Genomic DNA, 25,534 nt, shown 5'->3' on the forward strand with positions numbered 1-25,534 from the left:
ACAGAAGGATTATGACGGACGCCGAGGAACCTGCCAGAACTTCCGTTCTAGCTTCTCTCCAATGAAAACAGGGGGTTTGGGGGAGTCAGAGGGTCGATGGGGAACCCTCAAATTGCGGAGAGTGTGAGATTCGAACTCACGGACGCTTTCACGTCGGCAGTTTTCAAGACTGCTGGTTTAAACCACTCACCCAACTCTCCGGAACCGTCGATTTTATGCTGACGCTGGCCCTTCAATCCTCGGGCAAGAAAAGCGTCTGCAGGTCGCTCAAAAAATCCAGCCCGCGTTCGGTGGGCCACACGCGGTGCAGGTCGCGGGCGATGAGGCCCTTGCGCTCGGCTTCTTCCAGGCCTTTTTGAATGCTGGTCATGGCTAGGCCGGTGCGCTCGCTGAACTGAGGCAGCGTAAAGCCTTCTTTCAGGCGCAGCGCGTTGAGCATGAACTCGAACGGCAGGTCGGCCAGCGCAACCTCGTCGCTTTGCGACACGGCCGTGCCGGCGCTGACGTTTTGCATGTACAGGCGCGGCTCCCGAAAGCGCACCTGGCGCACGATGCGGTGCGCAAAGCTCAGTTTGCTGTGGGCGCCGGCGCCAATGCCAAGGTAGTCGCCAAACTGCCAGTAGTTGAGGTTGTGCGCGCAGGTGTGGCCGCTGCGCGCATAGGCAGAAACCTCGTAGCGCGCCATGCCGTTGGCGGCGGTTCGCTCGGTGATGCGGTCGAGCATGGCGTAGGCCAAATCATCTTCAGGCAAGGCGGGCGGAAACTTGGCGAACCAGGTGTTGGGCTCAATGGTGAGGTGGTACACCGATATGTGCGGCGGCGCGAGCGCCAGCGCTTGCGACAGGTCGGCGTCCAGGCCCTCGATGGTCTGGCCCGGCAGGGCGTACATCAGGTCGAGGTTGAAGGTGTCGAACGCACTGGCGGCCTCTTCCACTGCGGCAATGGCCTGGGCGCGGTCGTGCACGCGGCCAAGCGCTTTCAGGTGCTCGTCGTTAAAGCTCTGCACGCCCACCGAAAGGCGGGTAACGCCCGCACTGCGGTAGGCGCGAAAGCGGTTGCGCTCGAAGGTGCCGGGGTTGGCTTCAAGCGTTATTTCGCACTCGGGCGCGAGCTTGAGGCGGGCGCGCACGTCGCCCAGCAGGCGGTCTATGGCCTGGGGCGAAAAAAGGCTGGGCGTTCCGCCGCCTAAAAAAATGGTGTGAACGGTGCGGCCCCAGATAAGGGGCAGCGCGGCGTCCAGGTCGGCAATCAGCGCATCGAGGTACGCCGCCTCTGGAATGCCTTCAGCCTCGGCCTCGCTGGTGGCGCGCCACTCGTGCGAGTTGAAGTCGCAGTAAGGGCACTTGCGCAGGCACCACGGCAAATGAATGTAGAGCGACAGGGGCGGCAGCGCGGCCAGTTGCAACGGGCCGGGCCGCATCCAGTGCAGCACGTCGTTGGCCTGCGGAGCGCCCGCGGCCTGCGCCGGCTGAATGGGAAACACGGTGGCCATGGGTCAGTCAGCCATCAGAACCAGCGTTCGCGCATCAGGGCGAGCATGGCCTTTGCCGCCTGGCCCCGGTGGCTGTTGGCGTTTTTTACCTCGGGCGGCAGTTGGGCAAAGGTTTTGCCAAAGCTGGGCAGGTACATGACGGGGTCGAACCCGAAGCCGTTGTCGCCAATGGGCGCCTGGGCAATTTCACCGACCACGCGGCCTACGGCAATGAGGGGTTCGGGGTCGTCGTGGCCGCGCAGCGCAACCAGGGTGCTGACGAGTGCGGCGCGGCGGTTGGCCACGCCGTTCAGTTGCTCGAGCAGAGCCTTCACGTTGTTGGCATCGCCCTTGGCATAGCCGAACTGGGTGGCGTAAAACGCGGTGTCGACGCCGGGCAGGCCGCCGAAGGCATCAACGCAAAGGCCGGCATCGTCTGCAATGGCGGGCAGGCCGGTGGCGGCGCTGGCATGGCGCGCCTTGGCGAGGGCGTTTTCTACAAAGGTGCGAAACGGCTCTTCGGCCTCGCCCACGCCCAGTGCCGATTGGGGCACGAGCGTGACCGACAGATCCGCAAACAGCTGCTGCAGCTCGGCAAGCTTGCCGGCGTTGTTGGAGGCCAGGACCAGTTGCATTGCCGCCATTGGTTATTTAGAGAGCAAAGCCTGCTGCTGCATGACGATGAGTTCGCCGATGCCTTTTTCGGCCAGGCCGAGCAGGATGTTCATCTCGTCGCGCGAAAAAGCCGCGCCTTCGGCGGTGCCCTGCACTTCGACGAAATGGCCGGCGCCGGTCATCACCACGTTCATGTCGGTGTCGCAGGCGGAGTCTTCGGTGTATTCCAGGTCGAGCAGCGGCGTGCCGGCCACGATGCCGACAGAAATGGCGGCCACGTGGCCCCGGATGGGCGACGCGGGAATGGTGCCGGCGGCCAGCAGTTTGTTGACGGCGTCTTGCGCGGCAACAAAGGCGCCGGTAATGGCCGCGGTGCGGGTGCCACCATCGGCCTGCAGCACGTCGCAGTCGAGGTGAATGGTGCGCTCGCCCAGCGCGGCCAGGTCGAACACGGCGCGCATCGAGCGGCCGATAAGGCGCTGAATCTCTTGCGTGCGGCCGCTTTGCTTGCCGCGGGCGGCTTCGCGGTCGCTGCGGGTGTGGGTGGCGCGCGGCAGCATGCCGTATTCGGCCGTCACCCAGCCTTCACCGCTGCCGCGCTTGTGCGGGGGCACGCGCTCTTCGATGGAGGCGGTGCACAGCACGCGGGTTTGGCCGAATTCGATGAGCACCGAGCCTTCAGCGTGAATGGTGAAGCCGCGGGTCATGCGAACGGGGCGCAGCTGGTCGGCGGCACGGCCGCCGCTTCGTGTGAAAGCAGTCATTTTTGTAGAGGTATGTGAAACAAGAGCGGAGGCAGCCCCGCAAGCCGAAGCAGCCTTGAAATCAGATTTTCTTGGCGGCAGAACGGCGAATGGCTTCGTTGATTTCGGCAATGGAGCGCTCGATGGCGTCTTCGTCCATGTCGTCGATCTCGCCGTCGGAGGGCATGCCGGCCTGGATGGTGGAGGCAAACACGCCGTCGTCGATGGTTTCGGTGGAAACGCCGCGGTCTTCGCCCGTTGAATCGGGCGTTTCCCATTCGAGCGCGATGAGCGTCACGTTGTCGCTGTGGGCGCCGCCCTTGCGCAGCGCCATTTCAGCCAGGTCTGGCGCGGCGTCGGACACGGGCTTGTCGGAAGACAGAGTGTGCACGATGACGGCGTCGTCGAGCACGCCCCACACGCCGTCGGAGCACAGCATGATGCGGTCGCCGCGCTGCAGTTGCAGCGGGGCCGAAATATCGAACAGCGGCGTGGTCGGCGAACCCAGGCAGGTGAGCAGCAGGTTGCGGTTGACGGGCATGTCCGCCCCTTGGGGGCGCGGGCGCTCGGCATGCGAATGGTCGCGCGTGCGAGTGAGCAGGCGGCCGTCGCGCACCACGTAAAGGCGCGAGTCGCCGCAGTGCATCCAGGTGGCCGTGGTGCCTTGGAGCAGGGCCGCGACAACGGTGGTGCGCGGCGTGTCGAGCATGGCCTTGTGGCTTGCGTACCGCATGATCTGCTGGTGCGCCGCCATGGCCGATTCGGCCAGGAAGGCCTTGGCGTCCTTGACCGTCGGGCGGGCCTCGCGCTGATACAGGGCCGCAATGGTCTGCAAGGCCAGTTGGGCCGCAACCTCGCCTTCGGGGTGGCCGCCCATGCCGTCGGCCAGCACAAAAAGGCCGGACTCCCGCGTGTAGCAATAGCCCATGCGGTCTTCGTTCTTGAGACGGCCGCCTTTGCGGCTGACCTGGAATACCGAGAATTTCATGCCGGACGGGTGGTAGGTGCCGCCGCCCTGGGCAGGGCCTTCTTGTCGAAGGAGCGGATGTTGTCGAAAGAAAGCCGCACCTTTTCGCCGACGGTGAGCTTGGTGTAGCGCCGCTCGCCTTCGCGGCTCAGTTCTTTTTGCAGCGCAAAGACCGATTGGGGACGGGAGAGCGGGTCGAGCGACATGCACCACTCGACCACTTCGATCAGGTTGTCCGAATACACGCCGCGCAGGCGCGACAGCGACAGGCTGAGCCGGTCTTTCTCGATGCGGCGCGGAGCGTCGTTGGGCGGGTAGCCCTGCATGCAGGCGTAAATGCAGGCGCCAATGGCGTAGATGTCGGTCCAGGGGCCCATCGACGAGTCGCGCCGGTACATCTCGGGGGCGGCAAAGCCGGGGGTGTACATAGGGCGGATGAAGATGCCCTCTTTGCTGAGCACTTCGCGTGCGGCACCAAAGTCGATCAGCACGGCGCGGTCTTCGTCGGTGACAAAGATGTTGGCGGGCTTGATGTCCAGGTGGAGCATCTTGTACTGGTGCACGATGCGAAGGCCGCGCAGAATTTCATCGAAAAGCGAGCGGATGGTCGATTCGCGGAAGACCTTGGGCCGTTTCAGGTCGCGCGCGGTCACCACAAAGTCCTGCAGGGTCGCGCCCTCCAGGTAGTTCATGACCATGTAGACGGTTTCGTTCTCTCTAAAGAAGTTGAGAACGCTGACCACCGAGGCATGCGAGATTTGCGCGAGCGAGCGGCCTTCCTCGAAAAAGCTCTTCAGGCCGAGCCGGTAGAGAGACAGCTTTTCGGGCGCGACCTCGGGCGTGAGCTCGCCGGGCCCGCGGGTTGCAAGGGAGGAAGGCAGGTATTCCTTGATGGCAACCTGCTGTCCGCTGGGGTCGATGGCGAGATAGACGACGCCAAACCCGCCTGCTGAAAGCCGGCGAACGATGCGGTAACCGCCAATGACCGTATCAGGCAGCAGGGGCGAAGGCTTGACCTTTGACATAATCCGGGAGTTTCGCCCGAAGGCGATGGTGCGGCAAGCGAACGCCATGCCGACGCCTCGGTGCATACAGCAAAAACCACAGTGAGGCGCAATGCCAGTTTACAGCATGACCGGCTATGCCAGTGGCCAGAACGGCCCCGTTGGCAGCCACTCCGAAGCCGAAGCACGGCCTACCGCCGCAGGCCGACTCGGGGTCGAAATACGCTCGGTCAACAGCCGCTTTCTCGACCTCACCTTCAAACTGCCGGAAGAACTGCGCCAGCATGAAACCGCGCTGCGCGAGCTGCTCACGGGCAAGCTGAAGCGCGGCAAGGTCGAAGTGCGGGCCGCCATCGAAAACACCGCGCAGGGCGGCATCGTCGAGCCATCGGTCAAGCTGCTGCAGCGGCTGAACGGCGTGCAGGACGGCATCAAGGCCTGGCTGCCCGGCGCCCGCGAACTGAGCGTCGCCGACGTATTGCGGCTGGCCGGCGGCGACGGCACCACCCGTGGCGACTGGGGCAGCGACCTGCTCGACGTGGCCGGCAAAGCGCTGGACGCGCTGATGTCCGCCCGCCAGCGCGAAGGCGCGCGGCTCGCCAAGATGCTCGAAGCCCACCTTGCCCAGCTGCGTACGCTGGTCGAACAGGCCGGCCCGCTGATTCCGCAACTGGTCGAGCAGCAGCGCGCGCGCTTCCTCGAGCGCTGGCAAGAGGCCATGGGCCTGACCGGCGGCACCCTGCCCGAGGCCGCGCAAGACCGGGCGCTGAACGAGGCGACGGCTTTTGCGATTCGCATCGACGTGGCGGAAGAGCTCACGCGGCTGAACTCGCACCTGGACGAGATCGAGCGGCTGCTCAAGAAGGGTGGCGAAATCGGCAAGCGGCTGGACTTTTTGATCCAGGAACTGCACCGCGAGGCCAATACACTGGGCTCCAAGTCCGCAGCGCTGGAGCTCACCCGCATTGGCGTGGACATGAAGGTGCTGATCGAGCAGATGCGCGAACAGGTACAAAACATCGAATGAGCGAGCGAATGGACTATCCGGGCAACATTTTTGTGGTGGCGGCACCCAGCGGTGCCGGCAAATCGAGCCTGGTCAAAGCGCTCATGGAACTGGACACGGCCGTTCAGCCCTCGGTTTCGCACACCACGCGGCCACCGCGCGGACAAGAAAAGCACGGCCGGGAGTACTTTTTTACCTCGCCGTCGGAGTTCGACGCCATGATTGCCGCAGACGGCTTTGTGGAATGGGCCCATGTGCACGGCCACCGGTACGGCACCTCCAAAAAGGCCATTGAGGAGCGGATTGCCCAGGGGGCGGACGTCATTCTCGAAATCGACTTTCAGGGTGCCATCCAGATCCGCAAGACTTTTGCGAACGCGGTCATGATTTTCATCCTGCCGCCAAGCTGGGAAGAACTGCGCTCCCGGCTGGAGCGGCGCGGGGAAGACAGCGCCGCCGTCATCGAGCTGCGGCTCAAGAATGCCGCCGAAGAGATGGCCCGGGCGGGGGAATTCGACTTCGTTATAATCAACGAGTTATTTGAGCGCGCGCTTTTCGATCTCAAGGCGATCGTCCACGCTCAGCGGCTTCGGTACTCTGCACAGCGCCGCGCACGTGCCGACACATTCGCCGCACTGAACATCCCCTGATTTCCTGCTCACTGACCGAAAGATTCTCATCATGGCCCGCATCACCGTCGAAGATTGTCTGCTTCAGATCCCCAACCGCTTCCAGCTGGTTCTGGCCGCCACCTACCGTGCGCGCATGCTGAGCCAGGGCCACGCGCCCAAGATCGAGAGCAAGAACAAGCCCGCCGTGACCGCCCTGCGCGAGATCGCCGAAGGCAAGATCGGCATTGAAATGCTCAAGAAGGTGCCGGGCTGATCTGACGCAGCCCTGCAACGAAAAGGCACCGCAAAGCGGTGCTTTTTTTACGTCTGGACGCGTCCATACAGCGGTCACGCTAAAGTGGTAGCCATGAGTGCGGTTGCCAAACATCAGTCCCATGCCCCTTCGGGCACGCCAAAGCCGAGCCCGGCGGCGCTGAATGCGGCCGCCGCAAGCTTTGCCGCGCTGACGGCCAGGCTCGATTACCTGAGCCCCGAGGACACCGAGCTGGTCCGCCGCGCCTACCGCTTTGCCGACGAGGCCCATCTGGGCCAGTTGCGCAACAGCGGTGAGCCCTACATTACGCACCCGATTGCCGTGGCTGCGCAATGCGCCGAATGGAAGCTCGACGCGCAGGCGCTGATGGCCGCCCTGCTGCACGACGCCATCGAAGATTGCGGCGTTACCAAGCCGGAACTGATCGAGCGCTTTGGCGCCCCGGTTGCCGAGCTGGTCGACGGGCTCACCAAGCTGGACAAGCTGCAGTTCAACACGCGCGAAGAAAACCAGGCCGAATCGTTCCGCAAGATGCTTCTGGCCATGGCGCGCGATGTGCGCGTCATTCTGGTGAAGCTGGCCGACCGCACGCACAACATGCGCACGCTGGACGATGCGCCGCGCGAAAAGTGGGCCCGCATCTCGCGCGAAACGCTCGAGATCTATGCGCCCATCGCACACCGGCTCGGCCTGAACCAGACTTATCGCGAGCTGCAAGAACTCTCGTTCCGCCATCTGAAGCCTTGGCGCTACGCCACGCTGTCCAAGGCCGTTGCCAAGGCGAGAGGCCGTCGGCGCGACCTGATCCAGAAGGTGCAGAAAGAGGTCGAGTCCGCCTTCTCGGCCGCCGGCATGACGCTGCGGATTGCGGGCCGCGAAAAAACGCTCTATTCGATCTACCGCAAGATGGAAGAAAAGCACCTGAGCTTTGCCCAGGTGACTGACATCTACGGTTTTCGGCTGATCGTGCCGAACGTGATCGCCTGCTACACGGGCCTTGGCATCCTGCACCAGATGTACAAGCCGCTGCCGGGCAAGTTCAAGGACCACATCGCCATTGCCAAGCTCAACGGCTACCAGTCGCTGCACACCACGCTGGTGGGCCCGGCGGGTGTGAACGTGGAGTTTCAGCTGCGCACCGAGGCCATGCACGTGGTGGCCGAATCGGGCGTGGCGGCGCATTGGCTCTACAAGGCCGCGGAGCCGAATGCGGCAAGCAACGACCGGCTCGGCACCAAGTGGCTGCAGTCGCTGCTCGACATTCAGGACGAAACCCGCGACGCGGCCGAGTTCTGGGACCACGTCAAGGTCGACCTGTTTCCTGATGCGGTCTACGTGTTCACGCCCAAGAGCCAGATCCTGGCGCTGCCGCGCGGCGCCACGGTGGTCGACTTTGCCTACGCCATTCACAGCAACATCGGCGACCACACGTCTGCTGCGCGTATCAACGGCGACCAGGTGCCGCTGCGCACCGAGCTGAAGAACGGCGACGTGGTCGAGGTGATTACCGCGCCGGTGTCAACGCCCAATCCTGCCTGGCTCGGCTTTGTTCGAACCGGCCGCGCGCGCTCCAAGATCCGCCACTATCTGAAGACGCTGGCTCACGCTGAATCCGAAGGGCTGGGCGAAAAACTGCTCGCGCAGGCGTTGCGCGCCGAAGGCCTGAGCAAGCTGCCGGCCGACGATGCCGAGCATCAGGCGCTGTGGGAAAAGCTGTTGCGCTTCACCGGCAACCGCACGCGCGCCGAGCTGCTGACCGACATCGGACTGGGCAAGCGAATTGCCAGCATCGTCGCCAAACGGCTCGTGGCCATGCTCTCCGAACTGGGCGAGCGGCCGGATGCGCTGCTGCTGAGCCGCGAGCGCTTCATTTCGCACGAAACCATTTCGCAGGGCGCCGTGACGCTGGACGGCAGCGAGAACTCCTCCGTTCGCTTTGCCCTGTGCTGCCGCCCAATTCCGGGCGATGAGATCGTCGGCTATCTGGGGCATGGCGAAGGCCTGGTGGTGCATACCGAAAGCTGCGGCGTCGGCCAACGCCTGCGGCACAAGGACAGCGAGCGCTTCTTCGCGGTCGAATGGGCCGACGAGCCCACACGTGCTTTCGAAACCGGCGTGGTGATTACCGTGCGCAACGACAAGGGCGTGCTGGCCCGCGTGGCCGCGACCCTGGCGGATGCTGAAGCGGACATCACGCACGTCGAAATGGCCGATGAAACGCCGCAGGACTCGACCGACCTGCGCTTTGTGATTGCCGTGCGCGACCGGAGCCATCTCGATGCGGTGTTGCGCGCGGCGCGGCGCACTGCGTCGGTGCTGACGGCTGCTCGGACGGTTCCCGCGCCCTGAAATTCCGCCTGAAGCCGGAGGCGCGCTTACGGCGCAGTGCCTGAACCCGGAGCGGGATAGCTCACAGACAGCAGCTCGACCTCGTGCGTCCCGCCCGGCGTCACGAGCTTCACCACGTCGCCCTCTCGGGACTTGAGCAAGGCCCGCGCGATGGGCGAGATCCAGCTGACTTGCGACTGGGCGCTGTCCGCTTCGTCGATGCCCAAGATGGTCACGCTGCGCTCGTCGCCGCTTTCATCGGCATAGCGCACCGTGGCGCCAAAGAAAACCTGGTCGCTGCCATGGTGCACCGAGGGGTCGGTCACCTCGGCAATCTCGAGCCGCTTGGTCAGAAAGCGGATGCGCCGATCGATTTCTCGCAGTCGCTTTTTGCCGTAGAGGTAATCGCCGTTTTCCGAGCGGTCGCCATTCTTGGCCGCCCAATGCACCGCCTCGACGACCTTGGGTCGCTCTTCGTCCATCAATTGCAGCAATTCGTCGCGCAGCCGGGCATATCCGGCCGGCGTGATGTAGTTCTTGCTGCCGCTGGGCAGCGCCGGACCGGCGCTTTCGCCGCCGTCGTCGTCTTCGTCGGCGTCGGTTTCCTTGGTGAATGCTTTGCTCAAGGCAAAACCTCCGAAGTTAAAAAGGCCCGCAACTTTCGTTGCAGGCCTTCATGATGAAGTGCGGCGAACTCCTGAGTCGCCCGTTCAACATATTGTGCCCCGATCCGTGGGGGCGAGGCCTGGCGTGCCGGCCGGCTTGCTTCACCCCAGGTCGGAGCGCTTGCAGTCGAAAACCACGCTTTGTTCGACGGCGCGCAGCGCGGGCACCTTGTTCACGAACGTTACGCCGGCGCTCATCAGGCGCCACTCCGTTGTCTTGAACAGTTTGAAGAGGCTCGTGGTTTCGACCCCGACCGTCGGAATGGAGTTGAAGACATAGACGGGCTCGCCGGACTGGCCTTCTTCCATGTTCACCAGGTCCGCTCTGAGCTTGCCCATGGTTTCCGTATCTTTCGTCCTGGAGCGAACGACGTCCATGTTGACGGTGCGCGAGTGCTCGTCGATTGAAATCCTGCGGATCGAACTGAGGGACGAGGTGGTTCCGCTGTTCGCGCCCGGAATGCAGGTGATCTTTCCTGCCCAGGCCGAGCCCGCGGCCAAGGACAACAAGAAAAGGAGCGGAAATGCGAGTCTTTTTGCGTGAGTACCCATGATTCACTCTAAGCCGTTTCCCCGTCCGGCAGGCTTCGACCCATGTCTTCCAGACTAATTGTTACGGTATCAATAAACGTTAACAATTTGCCTTCACGTGAAATAAGTCACATTCTTGATTCCCGGGCCTTGCTACTGATGAGTTGAACGGGAGGGAAGCTCTGAGCTCCATGGACTCTGGCGGGAAGCAATGGTCACTCAGGTCATTCATAACGCGACCATCACGTTGCAGTTGCCCTTCGGCATGAGCGCCAGCGCCGAAGTCGCGGCGCTTCGGGCGGCGGGCATTCCGGTCGACGGACTGGGCAATGCGACGTCGGGCTATCTGTTCGTGCGGACCACGGGCCGCGGCGACAACCGGACGAACACCTTTCGGTGGTTTGCCACGAGCATTGGCAGAGATCCCATCGACGTGACCACCTTGCCTGGAGGCCCCTCTTTGGCATGCCGATAGGCAAAAGAAAAAGGGTTAGGACACGTTGATGTCCTAACCCTTTAAGAGAGTGGTGCGGCTGGCAGGAATTGAACCCACGACCCCTTGGTTCGTAGCCAAGTACTCTATCCAACTGAGCTACAGCCGCACAGCTATCGATTATAGCATCCATTTTGGCCCAAACCGGACAGCTCAGAAATGCATGCAAGTGGTAGGCCGTGATGGGCTTGAACCATCGACCAACGGATTATGAGTCCGCTGCTCTAACCAACTGAGCTAACGGCCCACGAGAGACCCCGATTCTATTCGCCGTGCGGCTCACTTACGGTGGCTCAGCGCGTTGCTGACCAGGCGCGAGGTGATGTCGACGATCTGGATCATTCGCTCGTAAGGCATGCGGGTCGGGCCGATGACGCCCAGGGTACCCACGACCTGCCCGTCGACTTCGTAGTTGGCGCTGACGATGGAAAGCTCTTCGATGGGCACCACCTGGCTCTCGCCGCCGATGAAGATGCGCACGCCTTCCGCCTTGCTCGACACATCGAGCAGCCGCATGAGTTGCGCCTTTTGTTCGAACAGTTCAAAGGCGCGGCGCAACTGGCCCATGTCGCTCGAAAAGTCGGTCACGGAGAGCAGGTTGCGCTCGCCGGAGATCACAACGTCGTCTTCCTGTGCTTCGGTGAGCACCTCGGAGCTGACCTTGACGGCGGCCTGCATCAAGGCGGCGATCTCGCCGCGCAGCTTTTCCACCTCGGACTGGAGGCGGTCGCGCACCTGCTCGATGGTGAGGCCCGCATAGTGGGCGTTGATGTAGTTCGACGCCTCGACCAGTTGCGACTGCGAATAGTCGGCCTCGGGAAAGATCACGCGGTTTTGCACGTCGCCGTCGGGCGAGACGATGATCACCAGCAGCCGCCGCTCGGAAAGCTTCAGGAACTCGATCTGCTTGAACACTGACGCCCGCCGAGGCGCCATGACGACGCCGACGAACTGCGACAGGTTGGACAGCAGGCTGGCCGCGTTGGCTATCACCTTCTGCGGCTGGTCGGGTGCCAGGCTCGGCGCACTCATCTGCTCGCGCTCGGCAGTGAGCATGGTGTCGACGAAAAGCCGGTAGCCACGGGCCGTGGGAATGCGGCCGGCGGAGGTGTGGGGGCTTGCAATCAGTCCCAGCGCCTCGAGGTCCGACATGACGTTGCGGATGGTCGCGGGCGAAAGGTCCAGCCCCGGCGCGCGCGACAAAGTCCGCGACCCGACCGGTTGGCCTTCGGCGATGTAACGCTCCACCAAAGTCTTGAGGAGCAACTTGGCACGGTCGTCCAGCATTGCAAGATTTTAGTGTTGTAATTTGTACATGACTTCCCGCTTCCGCAACGTCGCCCTGATCGGCAAATACCAGGCTTCAGGCGCCCGGGCGCAAGCGGACGCGCGCGACGGCGTCATGGAAGATATTGGCGCCTTCCTGGAATCGCAAGGGTGCACTGTTTTTGTCGAAAAATCCGCCGCTGCAGAGGCCGCTGCGGACGCCATCGCAGGCGGCCGCTACGAGGCACTGAGCGTAGAAGAGATCGGCCAGCGCTGCGACCTGGGCCTGGTGGTCGGGGGCGACGGCACCATGCTGGGCATTGGCCGGCAACTGGCGTGCTACGGCATTCCGCTGATCGGCATCAACCGCGGTCGGCTCGGCTTCATTACCGACATTCCGCTCGACAATTACCAGGCCACGCTGATTCCCATGCTGGCCGGCGAATACGAGGAAGACCACCGCAGCCTCATGCATGCGCAGGTCATGCGCGACGGTGTGTCGGTGTTCGATGCACTGGCAATGAACGATGTGGTGGTGAACCGCGACTCCACCTCGGGCATGGTCGAGTTGCGGGTTTCGGTGGGCCGGCATTTCGTCGCCAACCAGCGCGCCGACGGCCTGATCATCGCATCGCCGACGGGCTCGACCGCGTATGCGCTGTCGGCCGGCGGGCCGCTGCTGCACCCGGCGGTGCCAGGGTGGGTTTTGGTACCCATCGCACCGCACACCTTGTCGAACCGCCCGGTGCTGCTGCCCGACGCGGACGAGATCGTGATCGAGCTGGTGTCGGGGCGCGGCGCCAGCGCCAATTTCGACATGCAGTCCCTGGCCTCGCTCGCCATCGGCGACCGGGTGGTGGTGCGGCGCTCCGACTTCCGGGTGCGCTTTCTGCACCCGCGCGGCTGGAGCTATTTCGACACGCTGCGCAAGAAACTTCATTGGAACGAAGGGGGCTCCTGAGATGGCGCTGCGACGCATCGCACTGCGCGACTTCGTGATCGTGCGATCACTCGAACTCGACCTGTCCACCGGATTTACGGTGCTCACCGGCGAAACCGGCGCGGGCAAATCCATATTGATCGACGCGCTTCAACTGGCGCTCGGCAACCGCGCCGATGCAGGCGCGGTGCGCGAGGGCGCCGAGCGCCTCGACGTGAGCGCTGAATTCGATGCCGACCCGGCCTTTGCGGCCTGGCTCGACGAAGGCGGATTCGAATCGGGCGACGCCCTGCTCTTGCGCCGAACGGTGGACCTGCAAGGCCGCAGCCGCGGCTGGATCAACGGCAGCCCGGCCACGGCCACGCAATTGCGGGAGCTCGGCGACCGACTGCTCGACATTCACGGCCAGCATGCATGGCAAAGCCTCACGCGCCCCGAGGCCGTGCGCGGCCTGCTCGACGCGTATGCCGGCGTGCGCACCGATGCGCTGGACTCGGCCTGGCACAGCTGGCGGCAAGCGATCTCGGCACTCGACAATGCGCGCTCCGCGCAAGATTCGCTGCAGCGCGAGCGCGAACGGCTGCAATGGCAGATTGCCGAAGTGATGAAGCTGGCCCCCGCCGAAAGCGAGTGGGAAGAGCTCTCGACCAACCACGCACGCATTTCGAATGCGCAGGCGCTCATCGATGCGGCGCAGGGCGCAAGCCAGGCGCTCGAAGACGACGACAACGGCGCCCTGGCGGCGCTCTCACGCGCGGTGACACTGCTGCAGAACTGCGAGCACATCGAGCCTGAATTCCGCGCGCTCGGCGAAGTGCTGGCCTCCAGCGTGGCGCAGGCCTCCGACGCCGCGCATTCGCTGCACGGCTACCTGCGCAACGCCGAGGCCGATCCGCAGCGCCTTGCCGAACTGGACGAGCGCATGGGCTTGTGGATGTCGCTGGCGCGCCGCTACAAGCGCACGCCCGACGACCTGCCCGCGCTGCTCGCTGGCTGGCAAGCCGAGCTGAAGGCGTTGGACGCACAAAGCGACCTCGAAAGCCTGGAGCGTGCCGAACAGGCTGCACAACAGACCTACATGAAGGAAGCCAAGGCGCTTGCCAAGTCGCGCAAGCAGGCCGCGCCGCGCCTCTCCGAAGCGGTCACGCAGGCCATGCAGGGGCTGGGCATGCAGGGTGGCCGGTTCGAAGTCGAACTGCAGCCGCTGGCGCAGCCGGGCCGCGCGGGGCTCGAAGACGTCGCCTTTCTGGTGAGCGGCCATCCGGGCAGCACCCCCCGCCCCATCGGCAAGGTGGCGTCGGGCGGCGAGCTCTCCCGCATTGCCTTGGCCATTGCGGTCACCACGAGCCAGCTTGGCGCCGCGCAGACGCTGATCTTCGACGAGGTCGATGCCGGTGTGGGCGGCGCTGTTGCAGAGACCGTGGGGCGCCTCATGAAGCAGCTCGGGCGCGACCGCCAGGTCCTGGCCGTCACGCACCTGCCGCAAGTGGCTGCCTGCGCCGATCACCACCTGGTGGTGGCCAAGCGCCAGACGGCAGCGGCCGGCCAGGACGGCCCGCGCACCGAAAGCGGCGTTTCGCGCCTGGACGACGAGAACCGCGCCCGGGAAATCGCCCGCATGCTCGGCGGCGAAAAGGTTTCGCACACCTCGCTGGCGCATGCCCGAGAAATGCTGGGCCACAAGACGTCGGCGACGCTGTGATGAACCTCGATCTGGTGCTCATCACCGGCATGTCGGGTTCGGGCAAATCCGTGGCGCTGCATGCGCTGGAAGACGCGGGCTACTACTGCGTCGACAACCTGCCGCCCGAATTGTTGACGCCCTTCATCGCGCTACAACACGAGCAGGAAGCCAAGCGTGTTGCGATTGCGATGGACGTGCGCAGCGGCGTGTCGCTGCCGATCGTTCCGCAACAGCTAGAGGCGCTGCGGCACGACGGTGTTTCGCTGCGTTCGCTGTTTCTCGACGCCACCACCGACGCCCTGCTGCGGCGCTATTCGGAAACCCGCCGGCGGCACCCGCTGTCGCGCCAGGAGGGCCGCACCGACGCGCCCGAGCAGGAGCGCGCGCTGATACAAGCCATTGAACTGGAGCGCGAGCTGCTGGCCGACCTGCGCGACGGCGCCGACGTGATCGACACGAGCCTGATCAGGCCGGCGCAGCTGCAGAGCTACATCAAGGCGCTGATCTCCGCGCCGCAGAGCGCGCTGACCTTGGTGTTCGAATCGTTCGCCTTCAAGCGCGGCGTACCGCTGGACGCCGACTACGTATTCGACGTGCGCATGCTCCCCAATCCGCATTACGTGCCGACCTTGCGGCCTCTCACCGGCCGCGATGCGCCGGTGGTCGAATGGCTGCGCGAACACGATGACGTGGCGCGCATGTACGACGACATCGAGCAGTTTCTTTCCCGCTGGCTCGATGCGCTGGCGCGAGACCATCGCAGCTACGTGACGGTGGCCATCGGCTGCACCGGCGGCCAGCATCGCTCGGTGTTCCTGGTTGAACAGCTGGCACGTGCCTTTGGCGCGCGTTGGGGTGCCCTCAAGCGGCACCGCGAACTCGACGCAATCTGAGCAGCTAGCCCGCGCTGCTTTCCAGCAGCTTGCGCATCGGCGCCGGCAACCCGAGCCGCCCCCACTCTTCCGCATCCACCCAGCGCGCGGTCTCGCCTTGCGGCTGGCCGCCGTGGAGCATCACCGGGTGAAGATGCAAGTCCTTGTGGGTCAGCACGTGCACGAAGGGCTGCAGGTCTTGCGCCTTGCGCTGCGCGGCCGGCGGCAGTGCGGCGAGCAGGTCTTCGCGGCTCTCGAACACCGGCAGGCAATAGAGCCCGGCCCAGATCCCCTTGGCCGGACGCTTTTCCAGCCAGACGCGGCCTTGCGCATCGCGCGCCAGCAGCATCCAGAGCGATTGGGCACTGCGCTTGAGCTTGCGGGTCTTGACGGGATAGCGCTCCGGCTGGCCTTCGCGCAAGCCGGTGCAGATGCTGTTCACCGGGCAGATCATGCAGCTCGGCTTGCGCGGCAGGCAAACCGTGGCGCCCAGATCCATCACGCCCTGCGTGTAGCCCGCAATGGCTTCCTTCTGCCCGTCTGGCGGAAGCAGCTGCGTGGCCCTGTCCCAGAGCGCGCGCTCCTGCGCCGACGAAGACATGTCTCCGCCAAAGCCGAGCACGCGCGTCAGCACGCGCTTCACGTTGCCGTCGAGAATTGCCACGCGCTCGCCAAAGCAAAAGGCCGCAATTGCCGATGCGGTGGAACGGCCGATGCCCGGCAGGGTGGTGAGCTCGGCGGCCGTGCGCGGAAACTCTCCGCCGAAGCGCGCAACCACCTCCTGGGCGCAGCGGTGCATGTTGCGCGCGCGGCTGTAGTAGCCCAGGCCGCTCCAGAGCCCGAACACCTCGTCTTCGGTACCGTCGGCCAGGGCCCGCACAGTGGGGAAGCGCTCGAGAAAGCGCGCAAAGTAACCGAGCACCGTCGAAACCTGGGTCTGCTGGAGCATGACCTCCGACAGCCACACGCGGTACGGATCGCGCGTGTTCTGCCATGGCAGCTCGCTGCGCCCGTGGCTGCGCTGCCAGGCCACGACACGCTGCGCAAAATCAGCCGGCACGTGCAACTCCTGCATTGCGCCGCCGGTCAGCGGGCTATCAGGCCGCACGCAGTTCGCCGATGGCGGCCGCGGCGGCCGGCCTTCCCTGTTGCGCGATCATCGAAGTGAATTCCTGCAGCCGAAGATGCAGCTCGGCCAGGCTGCTCTCTTGCGCGGCAAGTTCGAGCAGGCGTTCGTCGAGGTTGCCGGCCGCATTCTGGATGCGCTCGATCGCCTCGATGCGCTTGCTGAAGGTGCGGCGGCGCTCCTTCAGCTGCGCATCGATCTGTGCGCTGGCACCCTTGCTCCAGCGTTCGACTTCGGTCATGGCCGCTTCGTTGACCAGCCGCAGCCGGCTGGCGAGTGCGCGCACCAGCTTGTCGCAGAAATCCGCTTGTGCCAGCCTCAGCAGATTGCCGACGCTCAGGTAATGAATGTGGCTGCGCTCGATCTGGCTCAGCTCCTGCTCGAAGCTCGTCAGGTCGGGCTCGGCGGGCGCCTGCAGGTTGAAGCCCTGCTCCGCGTTGAGCTGGCGGAAGGTGGCGTGCAGCATCGACTGGATCTCGGCCGTGGTGGCCTGCACTTCGCGCAGGTTGTTGCGCAGCGAATCGAAGGTCTCGCCGTACACCTTGCGCACGTTGAGCTTGATGCCGGGGCGCTTGAGCGCGGTCGAAAGCCGCACCATGTCCTCCTTGAGCGCGGTGCGGCCGAGCACGGCATACACCTCGCGCAGCAACTTGCCCTGCACGGAGCGCAGCGCAAGGATGCGCGTGTTGCTGCCCTCGAACTCGTTCTGCTCCTGATCGATGCGGGCGCGCATATGGCGGATCACCGAAACATTCTTGCCGCGCAGGCCCTGCAGCTCGAGCGCCTGCTCCGACAGGTCGCGCTGGCGCACCTTCAGGATGCGCTCGGCTTCGACACGCAGTGCCACCATGCCGGCGTCGACGGCAAGCCGCAGCATGGTTTCGCGCTTGCCGAGCACGCCTTCGGCGAGCAGCGTTTCGAGTGCCGGCAAACGGCTGGCTTCGAGCAGCCGCCCGTCGCGCTGGATCTTTGCCTGCAGGCCCTTTTGCGCCGACACCGGCAGCACCTGCACGAGCGGAACCTCGAGAAACTTGGCCGCCACTTCACGCTGGCGCTCGATCTGCATTTCGATCTGCGCGGGCGTGCTCAGCGTGTCCCACATGGTGTCGATCTTGTTGAGCACCACGAAGCGCGTGTCGCTGCCTTCGTTTTCGGTGACCAGATGCTCGCGCCAAATGGACAGGTCGGAACGCGTCACCCCGGTTTCGGCACCCAGGATGAAGACAACCGCATGCGCCTGCGGAATGAGGCTGACCGTGAGTTCGGGCTCGGCGCCAATCGCGTTCAGGCCCGGAGTATCCAGAATGACCAGCCCCTGCTCCAGCAGCGGGTGCGGCATGTTCAGGATGGCGTGGCGCCAGCGCGGAATTTCCACCCGGCCTTCGGCGTCCTGCACCGGGTTGTCGTCGGGTGTTTCTTCGTTCCAGAAGCCGAGCGCATGCGCCTCGTCTTTGCTGACCCAGCGCACTTCGGCCACCTTGCCCATGGCCTGGGCCAGCTGCTCGGCGTTCTCTACGTCGATTGCAATTTCGGTCCAGCGCGTGGGCTTCTCGCGCCAGTGCGTGAGCGAATGGGGTTCCAGCCGGGTTTCGATCGGCAGCAGCCGCAGCTTGGGCGACACCGCGGCGTCGTAGCCCAGTTCCGTCGGGCACATCGTGGTGCGCCCCGCGCTGGCCGGCATGATGCGCCGCCCGTAGCCGGCGAAGAAGATCGCGTTGATCAGCTCCGACTTGCCGCGCGAGAACTCGGCCACGAACGCGACCATGACTTTGCTGTTGCGAATCTGCAGCTCGAGGCCGCGCAGGCGCTCGGCCACGGCTTGGTCGAGCAGCTCGTTCTCGGTCAGCCAGCGGGACAGCCACTGGAGGCGGTGAGCAAAATTGCTTCGCCAGGCGCCGTGCTGATCGAGTTGTTGGTTGAAAGAGCGGCTCAAAGGAAATATGTAAGAAACAACTTACAAATATAGCATCGCAAGCTGTGGAGCAACCGTTTGCAGGATATTCGAACGTGGGTGCCAGAAAACTATTTTTGACAATTTGGACAATAGTAAGTGGAACGCTGGCCTTGGCGTAGCTGCCGTATCGGCGTTGCGCAGACCCGACAAGGCTCGCCAGCGCGGCCGTAGACGGTGGCTTCGAGCTGGAAATAGCCGTTCTGCCCGTCCACGTTGGAGAAATCGCGCAGCGTGCTGCCGCCCTTCTCCACCGCCCTGGCCAGAATTTCGCGTACCGCCGCATGAAGCTTGGCGGCGCGCGGCCGGCTGATTCGCGCGGCAGACAGGGTCGGGCGAATGCCCGCCTGAAACAGCGCCTCCGACGCATAGATGTTGCCGACGCCCACCACCACATCGCCCGCGAGCAGCACCTGCTTCACCGCGGTGCGGCGCTTCCGAAGCCCGGCGTGAAACGCGTCGAGGTCGAATCCGTCGCCCAGCGGCTCCATGCCCAGTCCGCCTAGCAGCTTGATGGCCCATGGCGCCGCTTCGTCTTCCACGTAGACCACGGCACCGAAGCGGCGCGGATCGTTGAGCCGCAGGGTACCCCGGTCGGTCACGAGATCGAAGTGATCATGAACGCCGGGCGGCGGCAGCGCTGCATCGAAGCGCAGGCTGCCCGACATGCCCAGGTGCAGCAGCAGCAGGCCGCGATCCAGGTCGATCAGCAGGTACTTGCCGCGCCGGCGCACCTGCAGCACCTGTCGGCCCACGAGTGCCTCGGGCTCGACCATCAGCGCCCATCGCAAGGGCTTGCCGATGCGCACCGCATCGATGCGTGCACCGGCAATGCGTTCGGCAAAACCGCGCCGCGTCACTTCGACTTCTGGAAGCTCTGGCATAAGATAAAAACTCCGGGCTGCAATGAAGCCCCACGCGGTGCTCGCTCAAAAGCTTGGATTATTATGGTTCGATGATTCCATCGCCCCGCCGACACCGCCTTGCGGCGGCCGCGTCTCTCGTGCTGCTTGCTTGCGCGGTTCACGCGCAAACCTCCGATCCCGCCGCGCCCAACAGCCCGGCGCCCATCATCGAGCGGCCGACCCCGTCCCGGCCGGGCGCAAGGCCTCCGGCTGCGGCGCCGGTCGCGGCCAAGCCGGCGAGCGAACCCGTCGCGCAGCCATCGGCGCTCACGGCCGAGCTGTTCTACGAAATCCTGATGGGCGAAATGACCACGCGCTCCGGCGATCCCGGCGCGGGCTACGCGCTGGTGCTCGACGCGGCGAGGCGCCTGCGCGACGGCAAGCTGTTTCAGCGCGCGGTCGAAATCGCATTGCAATCGCGCTCGGGCGATGCAGCGCTTGCAGCGGCCCGCGCCTGGCAGGAAACGCTGCCCAACTCGCGCGATGCACGCCGCATCGAGTTGCAGATCCTCATCGCACTCAATCGCATCGGCGAAACGGCCGAGCTGCTGCGCGCCGAAGTCGCCGCCACCTCGCAAGTCGAACGCCCCATGCTCATGGCGGTGATCGTGCGCAACTACTCGCGCTCCACCGACAAGAAACTGGCCGCCTCGGTGGTCGAGCGGGCACTGGCCGATGAACTCAACAAGCCGGCCACCGGCGGGCTGGCCTGGGCAACGGTGGGCCGGATGCGGCTGAATGCGGGCGACACCACTGGTGCGCTCGACGCTGCGTTCAAGGGCCAGGAAATCGACCCCGCCTCTGACGCGCCGGCCGCGCTGGCGCTCGAAATGATCGACCCCAGCCAACCGCTGGCCGAGCCGATCGTCACACGCTACCTTGCCAACAACCCCAAGGCCTCGCCCGACCTGCGCGTTGCCTACGCACGCGTGCTGGTCGAGAACCGCCGCTTCGCCGACTCCAGCGCTCAACTGCAGGCGCTGACCTCGGCGCGGCCCGAGCTGGCCGAACCCTGGCTGCTGCTCGGCAGCCTTCAGGCGCAGGCGCGCCAGGACGGGGCCGCCGAAACATCGCTCAAGCGTTATGTCGAGCTCGCCGCGTCCCAAAAAGACCAGAAGGATGCGGACGATCGCCAGCGCGGCACCACGCAGGCCTACCTGCTTCTATCGCAACTCTCGGAGCGCCGCAAGGACTTCACGGGCGCCGAGCGCTGGCTCGCACGTGTCGACAGCACCGACGACCTGGTCGTGGCGCAGACACGCCGCGCCGGCCTGCTGGCACGCCAAGGCAAGCTGCCGCAGGCGCGCGAAGTGCTGCGTGGCCTGCCCGAGCGCACGCCGGAGGACAAGAAGCAGAAGTTCCTCGCCGAAGTGCAGTTGCTGCGCGACGCCAAGCAATATCAGGCGGCCTACGACATGCTGGCGCAAGCCTCGGCGGCCGCGCCGAACGACACCGACCTGATCTACGACCAGGCCATGGTGGCCGAAAAGCTCAACCGACTCGACGAAATGGAGCGGCTCCTGCGCCGACTGATCGAGCTCAAGCCCGAAAACCAGAATGCCTACAACGCGCTCGGCTACTCGTTCGCCGATCGCAAGATCCGGCTCGACGAGGCACGCACGCTGATCCAGAAAGCGGTGCAGCTGGCGCCGCAAGATCCGTTCATTGCGGACAGCCTGGGCTGGGTGGAATTCCGGCTGGGCAACACCACCGAAGCCATTCGCATCCTTGAGGCGGCCTACAAGACGCGGCCCGATCCGGAGATCGGCGCGCACTTTGGTGAAGTGCTCTGGACGGTCGGCCAGAAAGACCGGGCCGTCACGATCTGGAAAGAGGCTTTGCTGAGCGACGCCGAAAACGAAACCCTGCAGGAGACGCTCAAGCGCCTGCGGGTCAAGCCGTGAGGGCAATGCTTGTCCCGGATCTTCACGGCGGCCGCAGGGGCTTCCTGGCGGCGGGCGTTGCGGCGCTCCTGGTAACGGCCGGCTGTGCGCAGCTCTCCGGCGGCGCGCCCCAGGGCACGGATACATGGAGCGGCCGCATGTCGCTGCGCATCGACAGCCAGCCGGTGCAAACCTTCTCCGCCCTGTTCGAATTGCGCGGCTCTCCCGAAGCGGGCGAGCTGTCGCTCACGAGCCCCATCGGCAACACGCTGGCCCAGTTGCACTGGTCGCCCGGCGAGGCCTTGCTCAAGAACGGCAGCGAAGTGCGGCGCTACGAATCGGTCGATACGCTGATCGAAGCCGCCACCGGTGCCGCAATACCCGTCGGCGCACTCTTCGGCTGGCTCGCGGGCCGCGACGACCGCGTTCCGGGCTGGCGCCCCGACTTGGCGCAGGTGGCGAACGGCCGCCTGCAGGCCACGCGTGAGAACCCGGGGCCCACGGCCGACCTGCGCATCGTGTTCGAACGGTCATGAAGGCGATCTACGACCTTCCCGCACCGGCCAAGCTCAACCTCTTCCTGCACATCACGGGCCGGCGCGAAGACGGCTACCACCTGCTGCAGTCGGTCTTCATGCTGATCGACTGGTGCGACACGCTGCACGTCGAACTGCGGCGCGACGGGCAACTCAGCCGCGAAGACCTGACGACCAAATTGCCGCCCGACGACCTGGTGCTGCGCGCGGCGCGGGCGCTGCAGGTGCATGCCAGCCCCGGCCAGGGGGCCCATATCGGCGTTGCCAAGCAGGTTCCGGCGCAAGCCGGCATGGGCGGAGGCTCTTCGGACGCCGCCACCTGTCTGCTGGCGCTCAACCGCCTCTGGAACCTGAACCTACCGCTGGCGCGCCTGACCGAAATAGGCGTGAAACTGGGTGCCGACGTGCCGTTTTTCCTTGGGGGCCGCAATGCCTGGGTCGAGGGAATCGGCGAGAAAATCACCCCCGTGAATGTGCCCGCGGCACGTTTCGTTGTGGCCAAGCCACCCGAGGGACTCGACACGCGCTTAATTTTTTCTGCGCCGGACCTTCAACGCTCCACTCCTGTTGCTATAATCTCGGGCTTTGCTGCAGATAGCGAACAGCTTGAAGCTCCAAACCCGGAAAGCACCGCTTTCAAGGTTTTCGACTTCGGCCACAACGACCTGCAGCCGGTTGCAGAGCGGCTTTGCCCCGCGGTCACCGAAGCCATCGAATGGCTCGGCGCCCAAGGATTCAAAGCCCGGATGACCGGCTCCGGAAGTTCGGTATTCGCGAAATTGCCGCAAGGGCCGCAAGAAGCGAAACTGGCCGAAGCCCCCGCGGGCTGGCAGGTTCGTCAATGCAGCAACCTGGCCGTTCATCCACTTTGGGGATGGGCGACCTGAAGATAATCGGATCGTGATGGGTCCGATGCGACATATATCGGTTTGTGGTGAAAACCATCGACCCGTGTAGGGGAGTCGCCAAGTTGGTTAAGGCACTGGATTTTGATTCCAGCATGCAAAGGTTCGAATCCTTTCTCCCCTGCCAAATCTCTTCAGGCTGCGGTCTCACCGCCGCAGCGCTTTCAGACTGCGGCCCACGGGCCGCAGTGCTTCTTTTGCAGCCTACCGGCTGCAATAATCGGCGGCCTCCAAGCCGCCACCACGACTCAAACTCTTTGGCGGCTTCCTAAAAGCCATTCGACTGCCGGGACGCGCTCATGCAGGCTAATCACCCTGATTTCATGGTTTTCACCGGCAACGCCAATCCTGGCCTGGCCGCAGAAATCGCGCAAAACCTCGGTACCTCGCTGGGTGCCGCGCGCGTTGGACGTTTCTCCGACGGCGAAGTCACCGTCGAGATCAACCAGAACGTCCGGGCGCGCGATGTGTTCGTGGTGCAGTCCACTTGCGCACCGACCAACGAAAACCTGATGGAACTGCTCATCATGGTCGACGCGCTGAAGCGCGCTTCGGCCGAGCGGATCAGCGCCGTGATTCCCTACTACGGCTATGCCCGCCAGGACCGCCGCCCGCGCTCCAGCCGGGTGCCGATCTCGGCCAAGGTGGTTGCCAACCTGCTTGAAACCGTGGGCGTCGAGCGCGTGCTCACCATGGACCTTCACGCCGACCAGATCCAGGGCTTCTTCGACATTCCGGTCGACAACATCTATGCGTCGCCGGTGCTGCTGGGCGATCTTCGCCAGAGGAACTACGAAGACCTGATCGTCGTGTCGCCCGACGTGGGCGGCGTGGTGCGCGCACGCGCGCTGGCCAAGCAGCTGAACTGCGACCTTGCCATCATCGACAAGCGCCGCCCGAAGGCCAACGTGAGCGAGGTCATGAACGTGATCGGCGAAATCGACGGCCGCAACTGCGTGATCATGGACGACATGATCGATACAGCCGGCACGCTGGTCAAGGCGGCCGAAGTGCTCAAGGAGCGCGGCGCAAAAAGCGTCTACGCCTATTGCACGCACCCGATCTTCTCGGGCCCGGCCATCGAACGCATCACCCACTCCGCACTCGACGAAGTGGTCGTGACCAACACCATTCCTCTTTCCGACGGCGCTTTGGCCTGCGGAAAGATCCGCCAACTCTCCGTGGCACCGCTGATCGCCGAAACGATCCAGCGCATTGCCAAGGGCGAGTCGGTCATGAGTTTGTTCTCGGACCAGGACAACCTGTTCTGAGCAAAAAGCGGGCGCCACTTCCTTTTTCCGGAACGGCGCCCTTGTTGAACCGGAGTCGCACTGGTCGCGGTGGACTCTCACAGGAGTTGTTATGAAATTCGTCGCTTTTGAGCGCGCCAAGCAGGGCACGGGTGCGAGCCGCCGTCTCCGCATCTCGGGCAAGACGCCCGGTATCGTCTATGGTGGTGAAGGCAAGCCCCAGCTGATCGAGCTCGATCACAACGCGTTGTGGCACGCCCTCAAGAAGGAAGCCTTCCACGCCTCGATCCTCGAAATGGAACTCGCCGGCACCACGAGCAAAGTGCTGCTGCGCGACGTGCAGTACCACCCGTTCCGCCAGCTGGTGCAACACATCGACTTCCAGCGCGTCGATGCCAAGACCCGCCTGCACATGAAGGTGCCGCTTCACTTCAAGGGTGAAGAAGAGTCCGACGCCGTCAAGCTCGACCACAACCTCGTGACGCACGTGATGAACGAGCTCGAAGTGAGCTGCCTGCCGAGCGACCTGCCCGAGTTCATCGAGGTCGACCTCTCCGGCCTCAAGAAGAACGCCACGCTGCACGTCAGCGACATCAAGCTGCCCAAGGGCGTGAAGTTCGTGAGCCACGGCAAGCTGAACCCCGTCATCGTGTCGGCCGTGCCTCCACTGGTCGCCGAAGAGCCGGCACCCGCCGCTGAAGGCGCAGCACCTGCCGAAGGCGCAGCAGCTGCCGGCAAGCCTGCCGCCAAGACGGCAAAGCCCGCTGCGAAGAAGTAATTCTTCCCGCACCCTGCAAAAGGCCCGCTTCGTGCGGGCCTTTTGCTTTTGGGGCGGCGAGATAATTCCCTCATGATCAAGCTGTTTGTCGGCCTCGGGAATCCCGGGCCTGAATACGAAGCCACACGGCATAACGCGGGCTTCTGGTGGATCGACGCGCTCGCACGCGACTGGAAGCTCAACCTCGTGCCCGAGCGCAGCTATCACGGCCTTGCGGCGCGCGCGAACATCGGCGGGCAGAGCGTGTGGCTGCTCGAGCCGCAAACCTTCATGAACCTGTCGGGCAAATCTGTGGGCGCATTGGCCCGCTTCTTCAAGATCGCGCCCGAGGAAATCCTCGTGGTGCACGACGAGCTCGACGTGGTGCCCGGCCAGGCCAAGCTCAAGTTCGGCGGCAGCCACGCGGGCCATAACGGCCTGCGCGACATCCATGCACAGCTGGGCACCGGCGACTACTGGCGCCTGCGCCTGGGCATCGGCCATCCCGGCGTGAAGTCGGAGGTGATCAACTGGGTGCTCAAGAAGCCGCTGAAGGAACAGCGCGAAGCCATCGAGGACGCCATCGTGCGCACGCTGCATGCGGCCCCTGCCCTGGTGGCGGGCGAGATGGAAAAGGCCACCTTGATCATTCACACGAGCAAACCGCCTCGGCCCAAACCGCCGCGGCGAGAGCCCGGCGATGGAGGCACGCCCGCCGCCACCTAGTCAGCCGGCAACGAGAGCGCGGGAG

The 25,534-nt window shown here is 64.5% G+C and carries 26 protein-coding genes and 4 tRNA genes; 16 read left to right on the forward strand and 14 right to left on the reverse strand.

The window, feature by feature from the left end:
• Window positions 1-115 precede the first annotated feature (115 nt).
• The 6 genes from EJI00_RS08430 to EJI00_RS08455 all read right to left on the reverse strand — a co-directional run bounded on the left by EJI00_RS08430 (window position 116) and on the right by EJI00_RS08455 (window position 4,821).
• Window positions 116-200 (reverse strand) — tRNA-Ser (locus EJI00_RS08430).
• Between the two features lie 32 nt (window positions 201-232).
• Window positions 233-1,492: a radical SAM family heme chaperone HemW gene (gene hemW / locus EJI00_RS08435; protein ID WP_126747013.1), complete on the reverse strand. Its 1,260-nt coding sequence runs from the start codon at window positions 1,490-1,492 to the stop codon at window positions 233-235.
• A 14-nt stretch (window positions 1,493-1,506) separates the two neighbouring features.
• Window positions 1,507-2,106 carry an RdgB/HAM1 family non-canonical purine NTP pyrophosphatase gene (gene rdgB, locus EJI00_RS08440; protein ID WP_126747014.1) on the reverse strand — a complete coding sequence of 200 codons (600 nt, stop codon included), beginning with the start codon at window positions 2,104-2,106 and terminating at the stop codon, window positions 1,507-1,509.
• A gap of 12 nt (window positions 2,107-2,118) precedes the next feature.
• Window positions 2,119-2,850: a ribonuclease PH gene (gene rph / locus EJI00_RS08445; RefSeq protein WP_126747015.1), complete on the reverse strand. Its 732-nt coding sequence runs from the start codon at window positions 2,848-2,850 to the stop codon at window positions 2,119-2,121.
• Window positions 2,851-2,911: 61 nt separating this feature from the next.
• Window positions 2,912-3,817 carry a PP2C family protein-serine/threonine phosphatase gene (locus tag EJI00_RS08450; protein ID WP_126747016.1) on the reverse strand — a complete coding sequence of 302 codons (906 nt, stop codon included), beginning with the start codon at window positions 3,815-3,817 and terminating at the stop codon, window positions 2,912-2,914.
• Window positions 3,814-4,821, reverse strand: a complete 1,008-nt coding sequence (locus EJI00_RS08455) for a serine/threonine protein kinase (RefSeq protein WP_126747017.1) — start codon at window positions 4,819-4,821, stop codon at window positions 3,814-3,816. Before EJI00_RS08455 ends, EJI00_RS08450 begins: the two co-directional genes overlap by 4 nt.
• A gap of 91 nt (window positions 4,822-4,912) precedes the next feature.
• Here EJI00_RS08455 and EJI00_RS08460 point away from each other — a divergent pair, with 91 nt between their 5' ends.
• From EJI00_RS08460 to EJI00_RS08475, 4 genes are all read left to right on the forward strand, one after another.
• Window positions 4,913-5,827 carry a YicC/YloC family endoribonuclease gene (locus EJI00_RS08460; protein WP_126747018.1) on the forward strand — a complete coding sequence of 305 codons (915 nt, stop codon included), beginning with the start codon at window positions 4,913-4,915 and terminating at the stop codon, window positions 5,825-5,827.
• A gap of 8 nt (window positions 5,828-5,835) precedes the next feature.
• Window positions 5,836-6,456: a guanylate kinase gene (gmk, locus tag EJI00_RS08465; RefSeq protein ID WP_015867099.1), complete on the forward strand. Its 621-nt coding sequence runs from the start codon at window positions 5,836-5,838 to the stop codon at window positions 6,454-6,456.
• 31 nt (window positions 6,457-6,487) lie between these two features.
• Window positions 6,488-6,691 carry a DNA-directed RNA polymerase subunit omega gene (gene rpoZ, locus EJI00_RS08470; RefSeq protein ID WP_021009011.1) on the forward strand — a complete coding sequence of 68 codons (204 nt, stop codon included), beginning with the start codon at window positions 6,488-6,490 and terminating at the stop codon, window positions 6,689-6,691.
• A 93-nt stretch (window positions 6,692-6,784) separates the two neighbouring features.
• Window positions 6,785-9,040 (forward strand): RelA/SpoT family protein, encoded by a 2,256-nt coding sequence (locus EJI00_RS08475; protein WP_126747019.1) that lies wholly within the window; start codon window positions 6,785-6,787, stop codon window positions 9,038-9,040.
• 26 nt (window positions 9,041-9,066) lie between these two features.
• Here EJI00_RS08475 and greB read toward each other — a convergent pair whose 3' ends face one another.
• Both greB and EJI00_RS25370 read right to left on the reverse strand, forming a co-directional pair.
• Window positions 9,067-9,645, reverse strand: coding sequence for a transcription elongation factor GreB (greB, locus tag EJI00_RS08480; protein WP_126747020.1), 579 nt, complete (start codon window positions 9,643-9,645; stop codon window positions 9,067-9,069).
• Window positions 9,646-9,786: 141 nt separating this feature from the next.
• Complete coding sequence (locus EJI00_RS25370; protein ID WP_260590558.1) at window positions 9,787-10,023, reverse strand: hypothetical protein; 237 nt, start codon at window positions 10,021-10,023, stop codon at window positions 9,787-9,789.
• 37 nt (window positions 10,024-10,060) lie between these two features.
• Between EJI00_RS25370 and EJI00_RS25375 the strand changes: the two genes are divergently transcribed.
• Together EJI00_RS25375 and EJI00_RS08490 are read left to right on the forward strand one after the other, a co-directional pair.
• Window positions 10,061-10,228, forward strand: coding sequence for a hypothetical protein (locus tag EJI00_RS25375; protein WP_260590560.1), 168 nt, complete (start codon window positions 10,061-10,063; stop codon window positions 10,226-10,228).
• Between the two features lie 198 nt (window positions 10,229-10,426).
• Complete coding sequence (locus EJI00_RS08490) at window positions 10,427-10,690, forward strand: hypothetical protein (protein WP_126747022.1); 264 nt, start codon at window positions 10,427-10,429, stop codon at window positions 10,688-10,690.
• 50 nt (window positions 10,691-10,740) lie between these two features.
• Here the strand turns inward: EJI00_RS08490 and EJI00_RS08495 are convergent.
• From EJI00_RS08495 to hrcA, 3 genes are all read right to left on the reverse strand, one after another.
• Window positions 10,741-10,817 (reverse strand) — tRNA-Arg (locus tag EJI00_RS08495).
• A gap of 61 nt (window positions 10,818-10,878) precedes the next feature.
• Window positions 10,879-10,955: transfer RNA gene (locus EJI00_RS08500), tRNA-Ile, on the reverse strand.
• A 32-nt stretch (window positions 10,956-10,987) separates the two neighbouring features.
• Window positions 10,988-11,995, reverse strand: a complete 1,008-nt coding sequence (gene hrcA / locus EJI00_RS08505) for a heat-inducible transcriptional repressor HrcA (protein WP_126747023.1) — start codon at window positions 11,993-11,995, stop codon at window positions 10,988-10,990.
• Between the two features lie 28 nt (window positions 11,996-12,023).
• Between hrcA and EJI00_RS08510 the strand changes: the two genes are divergently transcribed.
• Genes EJI00_RS08510 through rapZ form a run of 3 tightly spaced genes read left to right on the forward strand, consistent with a single transcriptional unit; the run spans window position 12,024 to window position 15,491 of the window.
• Entirely contained in the window at window positions 12,024-12,935 is a 912-nt protein-coding gene (locus EJI00_RS08510; RefSeq protein ID WP_126747024.1) for an NAD kinase, read from the forward strand.
• A gap of 1 nt (window position 12,936) precedes the next feature.
• On the forward strand, window positions 12,937-14,616 hold the full coding sequence (recN, locus tag EJI00_RS08515; protein WP_126747025.1) for a DNA repair protein RecN: 1,680 nt from the start codon (window positions 12,937-12,939) through the stop codon (window positions 14,614-14,616).
• On the forward strand, window positions 14,616-15,491 hold the full coding sequence (gene rapZ / locus EJI00_RS08520) for an RNase adapter RapZ (protein ID WP_126747026.1): 876 nt from the start codon (window positions 14,616-14,618) through the stop codon (window positions 15,489-15,491). Before recN ends, rapZ begins: the two co-directional genes overlap by 1 nt.
• 4 nt (window positions 15,492-15,495) lie before the next feature.
• Here rapZ and mutY read toward each other — a convergent pair whose 3' ends face one another.
• The 3 genes from mutY to mutM all read right to left on the reverse strand — a co-directional run bounded on the left by mutY (window position 15,496) and on the right by mutM (window position 19,431).
• Complete coding sequence (gene mutY, locus EJI00_RS08525) at window positions 15,496-16,545, reverse strand: A/G-specific adenine glycosylase (RefSeq protein ID WP_126747157.1); 1,050 nt, start codon at window positions 16,543-16,545, stop codon at window positions 15,496-15,498.
• Window positions 16,546-16,567: 22 nt separating this feature from the next.
• Window positions 16,568-18,529, reverse strand: a complete 1,962-nt coding sequence (locus EJI00_RS08530) for a dynamin family protein (protein ID WP_126747027.1) — start codon at window positions 18,527-18,529, stop codon at window positions 16,568-16,570.
• Window positions 18,530-18,618: 89 nt separating this feature from the next.
• Window positions 18,619-19,431, reverse strand: a complete 813-nt coding sequence (gene mutM / locus EJI00_RS08535) for a bifunctional DNA-formamidopyrimidine glycosylase/DNA-(apurinic or apyrimidinic site) lyase (protein ID WP_126747028.1) — start codon at window positions 19,429-19,431, stop codon at window positions 18,619-18,621.
• A gap of 71 nt (window positions 19,432-19,502) precedes the next feature.
• Between mutM and EJI00_RS08540 the strand changes: the two genes are divergently transcribed.
• The 7 genes from EJI00_RS08540 to pth all read left to right on the forward strand — a co-directional run bounded on the left by EJI00_RS08540 (window position 19,503) and on the right by pth (window position 25,509).
• Window positions 19,503-21,356, forward strand: a complete 1,854-nt coding sequence (locus EJI00_RS08540; protein ID WP_126747029.1) for a tetratricopeptide repeat protein — start codon at window positions 19,503-19,505, stop codon at window positions 21,354-21,356.
• Between the two features lie 5 nt (window positions 21,357-21,361).
• A complete protein-coding gene (locus EJI00_RS08545; RefSeq protein WP_126747030.1) occupies window positions 21,362-21,871 on the forward strand; it encodes a lipoprotein insertase outer membrane protein LolB in 510 nt (169 codons plus the stop codon).
• Entirely contained in the window at window positions 21,868-22,758 is an 891-nt protein-coding gene (gene ispE, locus EJI00_RS08550; RefSeq protein WP_126747031.1) for a 4-(cytidine 5'-diphospho)-2-C-methyl-D-erythritol kinase, read from the forward strand. The genes EJI00_RS08545 and ispE overlap by 4 nt, the downstream gene beginning before the upstream one ends.
• A 68-nt stretch (window positions 22,759-22,826) precedes the next feature.
• Window positions 22,827-22,903: transfer RNA gene (locus EJI00_RS08555), tRNA-Gln, on the forward strand.
• A gap of 172 nt (window positions 22,904-23,075) precedes the next feature.
• Window positions 23,076-24,047 carry a ribose-phosphate pyrophosphokinase gene (locus tag EJI00_RS08560; RefSeq protein WP_126747032.1) on the forward strand — a complete coding sequence of 324 codons (972 nt, stop codon included), beginning with the start codon at window positions 23,076-23,078 and terminating at the stop codon, window positions 24,045-24,047.
• Window positions 24,048-24,138: 91 nt separating this feature from the next.
• On the forward strand, window positions 24,139-24,804 hold the full coding sequence (locus EJI00_RS08565) for a 50S ribosomal protein L25/general stress protein Ctc (RefSeq protein WP_126747033.1): 666 nt from the start codon (window positions 24,139-24,141) through the stop codon (window positions 24,802-24,804).
• A 72-nt stretch (window positions 24,805-24,876) separates the two neighbouring features.
• Window positions 24,877-25,509, forward strand: coding sequence for an aminoacyl-tRNA hydrolase (gene pth / locus EJI00_RS08570; protein ID WP_126747034.1), 633 nt, complete (start codon window positions 24,877-24,879; stop codon window positions 25,507-25,509).
• Window positions 25,510-25,534: the final 25 nt, after the last annotated feature.

Origin of the sequence: Variovorax sp. DXTD-1 (genome assembly GCF_003984625.1) — a bacterium.
Classification (GTDB): Bacteria; Pseudomonadota; Gammaproteobacteria; order Burkholderiales; family Burkholderiaceae_C; genus Variovorax.

Coding starts and splice junctions, on each gene's coding strand:
- hemW (WP_126747013.1), bottom strand. CDS start 1,492: ATGGCCACCGTGTTTCCCATTCAGCCGGCGCAGGCCGCGGGCGCTCCG.
- rdgB (WP_126747014.1), bottom strand. CDS start 2,106: ATGCAACTGGTCCTGGCCTCCAACAACGCCGGCAAGCTTGCCGAGCTG.
- rph (WP_126747015.1), bottom strand. CDS start 2,850: ATGACTGCTTTCACACGAAGCGGCGGCCGTGCCGCCGACCAGCTGCGC.
- EJI00_RS08450 (WP_126747016.1), bottom strand. CDS start 3,817: ATGAAATTCTCGGTATTCCAGGTCAGCCGCAAAGGCGGCCGTCTCAAG.
- EJI00_RS08455 (WP_126747017.1), bottom strand. CDS start 4,821: ATGTCAAAGGTCAAGCCTTCGCCCCTGCTGCCTGATACGGTCATTGGC.
- EJI00_RS08460 (WP_126747018.1), top strand. CDS start 4,913: ATGCCAGTTTACAGCATGACCGGCTATGCCAGTGGCCAGAACGGCCCC.
- gmk (WP_015867099.1), top strand. CDS start 5,836: ATGGACTATCCGGGCAACATTTTTGTGGTGGCGGCACCCAGCGGTGCC.
- rpoZ (WP_021009011.1), top strand. CDS start 6,488: ATGGCCCGCATCACCGTCGAAGATTGTCTGCTTCAGATCCCCAACCGC.
- EJI00_RS08475 (WP_126747019.1), top strand. CDS start 6,785: ATGAGTGCGGTTGCCAAACATCAGTCCCATGCCCCTTCGGGCACGCCA.
- EJI00_RS25370 (WP_260590558.1), bottom strand. CDS start 10,023: ATGGGCAAGCTCAGAGCGGACCTGGTGAACATGGAAGAAGGCCAGTCC.
- EJI00_RS25375 (WP_260590560.1), top strand. CDS start 10,061: ATGTTGACGGTGCGCGAGTGCTCGTCGATTGAAATCCTGCGGATCGAA.
- EJI00_RS08490 (WP_126747022.1), top strand. CDS start 10,427: ATGGTCACTCAGGTCATTCATAACGCGACCATCACGTTGCAGTTGCCC.
- hrcA (WP_126747023.1), bottom strand. CDS start 11,995: ATGCTGGACGACCGTGCCAAGTTGCTCCTCAAGACTTTGGTGGAGCGT.
- EJI00_RS08510 (WP_126747024.1), top strand. CDS start 12,024: ATGACTTCCCGCTTCCGCAACGTCGCCCTGATCGGCAAATACCAGGCT.
- recN (WP_126747025.1), top strand. CDS start 12,937: ATGGCGCTGCGACGCATCGCACTGCGCGACTTCGTGATCGTGCGATCA.
- rapZ (WP_126747026.1), top strand. CDS start 14,616: ATGAACCTCGATCTGGTGCTCATCACCGGCATGTCGGGTTCGGGCAAA.
- mutY (WP_126747157.1), bottom strand. CDS start 16,545: ATGCAGGAGTTGCACGTGCCGGCTGATTTTGCGCAGCGTGTCGTGGCC.
- mutM (WP_126747028.1), bottom strand. CDS start 19,431: ATGCCAGAGCTTCCAGAAGTCGAAGTGACGCGGCGCGGTTTTGCCGAA.
- EJI00_RS08540 (WP_126747029.1), top strand. CDS start 19,503: ATGATTCCATCGCCCCGCCGACACCGCCTTGCGGCGGCCGCGTCTCTC.
- EJI00_RS08545 (WP_126747030.1), top strand. CDS start 21,362: ATGCTTGTCCCGGATCTTCACGGCGGCCGCAGGGGCTTCCTGGCGGCG.
- ispE (WP_126747031.1), top strand. CDS start 21,868: ATGAAGGCGATCTACGACCTTCCCGCACCGGCCAAGCTCAACCTCTTC.
- EJI00_RS08560 (WP_126747032.1), top strand. CDS start 23,076: ATGCAGGCTAATCACCCTGATTTCATGGTTTTCACCGGCAACGCCAAT.
- EJI00_RS08565 (WP_126747033.1), top strand. CDS start 24,139: ATGAAATTCGTCGCTTTTGAGCGCGCCAAGCAGGGCACGGGTGCGAGC.
- pth (WP_126747034.1), top strand. CDS start 24,877: ATGATCAAGCTGTTTGTCGGCCTCGGGAATCCCGGGCCTGAATACGAA.